Origin of the sequence: uncultured Fretibacterium sp. (assembly GCF_938040765.1) — a bacterium.
Lineage (GTDB): Bacteria > Synergistota > Synergistia > Synergistales > Aminobacteriaceae > CAJPSE01.
Genome location: NZ_CALIAA010000183.1, coordinates 1 through 1,915, shown reverse-complemented (window position 1 = coordinate 1,915; position 1,915 = coordinate 1). Strand labels below are relative to the sequence as shown.

Sequence of the window (1,915 nt, the reverse complement as noted above, 5' to 3'; positions counted from 1 at the left end):
AAAGAAAATGAGGCACTTCATCAATGCCCTGTGGATCGTCTCTTTCGCTTTGCTTGGGGTGAGCGGCTATTGTTACCTCTCGAGCTCGCACATTCAAAGCGAGACCTTGGGAAGCGCCGATAAATTTCCCCTTTATCACAGCCGCCTATGGCGGTTCAGTAAAACGGAGAAGAACGTCGTCGCCTTTTTCTTCGATGGCTTTACTGGAGATCATCTGCAGAGAATCGTGGCTGCCGCTCCGGAGCTGGCCGAGGGACTGGATGGCTTTACCAGCTATCCCGATACCCTGGCGACGGGATGCATGACCTTTCTGTCCACTCCGTCCATTTACGCCGGGCCTTCCTATAAGGCCAACGTACTCAATCGTACGGAGCCCAACTCGTCCCTCCGGGAAAAGTTCGCACGATCCCTCACGGTTTTGCCCAATATCTTCGTCCGCAGAGGATATGATGTCGTCATGGCAGGGACACCCTACCTGGAATCCGGGGATGTCTTTTTTCATAGGGGGTTGGAGAGTCCGGAGTCGGTTCTCCTCCTGAACGGCGATAACTGGGCAAGGGACTATATTCCCTATTGGCAGCGTTGGGCGGAGGCGACGGGTCTGAGCTTTCAGGATAAGGATGTGGACATATCGCGGTTCCTGTTGAACCTCTCCCTGTTCCGGGCGGCTCCCTTCAGCTTGAGGATCAACCTCTACAACGGAGGAAATTGGAGAGGCAATGTCGCGGACCAGGTCCTGGAGGCCCGGCTGAGGACGCACTTCATGTCCAATCTGCCTCCGATGCAGTTTATGGGCGATTTTGCCTCGGCCGATGAGGGAGCCCCGACGTTCAAAATCGTCCGCTCCATGCTGTCGCATTACACATGGCACCTGCCCCTGGAGGGCATGCAGCCGATGCTCGATCCTTATCCCGCTACCCCTGGCCAGTTTGTCCTTGTGGATGGGATAATTCCCGAGCACTATTATACGGAGACGCATATGGTGCGGTTTGTGGCGGACTTTGTAGCTTCCCTGAAGCGATTGGGGGTCTACGACAACACGCGTATCGTCATCTTTTCGGACCATGACTCCGGGGACAGCTGGGGTTTGAACAAAAAGTTGGGTAGGGAGGCTTATCAGGGAGATCCCAATGCGTTGCTGATGTTCAAGGATTTCGGCTCTCGCGGTCCGCTGCGTTTCTCCGACGCTCTGATGTCCTGCGAGGACATTCCAACTCTTTTGTTGGAGGGAATCGAGCGGGTTGACGGCATTCCCGACATGGAAGCGCTGCGGCGCATCAGCGGGCCGGACAGGGTACGCGTCCATTGCGTAGGGACGAGGACTCCAGATCAGAACCTGTTCGACGCAACGGTGTATACCGTGAGGGGAACGATATATCGGAGGGAAAACTGGTCGGAGGGAGAGTAGGTATGTCTGCGACGGGAAACTATGCCCCAATCGTCCTGTTTGTCTATAACCGTCCCGAGCATACCCGCAGGACGGTGGAGGCCCTGCGCGCCAATCGCCTGGCGCCGCAAAGCCGCTTGTTCGTGTTCGCCGATGGGCCGAAGAACGACGGAGCGCGGCCCGCGGTGGATGAGGTGCGGCGTTATGTTACTTCCATAGACGGTTTTGCCTCCGTCGAGGTGACGGCAAATGAGGGGAATCGCGGGCTTGCCGCCTCGGTGATTGCTGGAGTTACCCGGATTGTGGGGGAGTTCGGACGGGCCGTCGTGTTGGAGGACGACATGGTGACGGTTTCGCATTTCCTCGACTACATGAACGAGGGGCTGGACATCTACCAGAATGATGTGGACGTCGCCACGATCCAGGCCATCGAGGATGCCGGCGTGACCGTCGCCAAGGCGCTCAAAGAGCTGGAGCTTCTGCACCGCCTCAAGCGTCTCGGCGTGCGCGTTTTCCCCGAGGCATCCA

At 57.3% G+C, this 1,915-nt stretch carries 2 protein-coding genes; both read left to right on the top strand.

The features are described from left to right. Positions 1 to 1,408 (top strand): sulfatase-like hydrolase/transferase (locus tag Q0176_RS06485; RefSeq protein WP_299300427.1); only part of this gene is annotated, 1,408 nt, incomplete at its 5' end. 2 nt (positions 1,409 to 1,410) lie between these two features. After that, on the top strand, positions 1,411 to 1,915 hold a 505-nt coding region (locus Q0176_RS06480; protein WP_299300425.1), incomplete at its 3' end, for a glycosyltransferase.